The sequence below is a fragment of the Acidovorax sp. BoFeN1 genome (genome assembly GCF_003345135.1).
In the GTDB taxonomy this organism is placed as follows: Bacteria; Pseudomonadota; Gammaproteobacteria; order Burkholderiales; family Burkholderiaceae_C; genus Acidovorax; species Acidovorax defluvii.
Genome location: NZ_QOZT01000193.1, coordinates 1 through 215, shown reverse-complemented (window position 1 = coordinate 215; position 215 = coordinate 1). Strand labels below are relative to the sequence as shown.

Below are 215 nucleotides of genomic sequence, written 5' to 3'. Positions count from 1 at the left end.
GGCAATGCTGATCAAGGTCCACCGTTGTCGCTTCTCAAACGTTATCCGCAGATGAAGCAGCAGACCCTGGCAATGGCCGCAGATCAAGACAACGGATTCGAGCAGTCGCGCAAGCCCACCCGACGTGAAGAGTTCTTGCGGACCATGGAGACAATAGTGCCTTGGGCCGCCCTGTGCCAGGTGATAGAGCCGCACTACCCCAAGGCCGGCAACGG

The 215-nt window shown here is 59.1% G+C and carries 1 pseudogene; it reads left to right on the top strand.

Annotated elements, in window-relative coordinates:
• Window positions 1-51: 51 nt before the first annotated feature.
• Window positions 52-215, top strand: a pseudogene (locus DTW89_RS19200) (IS5/IS1182 family transposase); the annotation flags it as partial.